General features: G+C 53.0%; 1 protein-coding gene. It reads right to left on the bottom strand.

The features are described 5' to 3' along the window. The coding region (locus AF337_RS43265) for a hypothetical protein (protein WP_160320312.1) at positions 1 to 251 on the bottom strand (251 nt) is incomplete at both ends.

Here is a 251-nt window from a genome sequence, read left to right as displayed (position 1 = left end):
GTTGTCGGCCCCCTTTGAAGAGGCATCCGTCCAGCTCGCGCCGAACTTCACCGAAGCGGTAAACTGGTTTGCAAAATAGAGGGGCGAAGTCGAGAGCTTCGCTCTGCGGCTGCCGTCTTCGAACGACACATCATCGTCAGGGAAAAGTACGGCTTCAATGTATTCCGGCACGAGGCCCCTTGGTTCGATTGAAATCGCGACTGACAGTTCCGCGATTTTCTGTCTGTCGATGCGAAGAATGATATCATTAT

The organism is Rhizobium ecuadorense, from assembly GCF_001187535.1.
Classification (GTDB): domain Bacteria; phylum Pseudomonadota; class Alphaproteobacteria; order Rhizobiales; family Rhizobiaceae; genus Rhizobium; species Rhizobium ecuadorense.
Note: the sequence above shows the minus strand (reverse complement) of the source record. Positions and strands in the feature narration are given on the sequence as shown.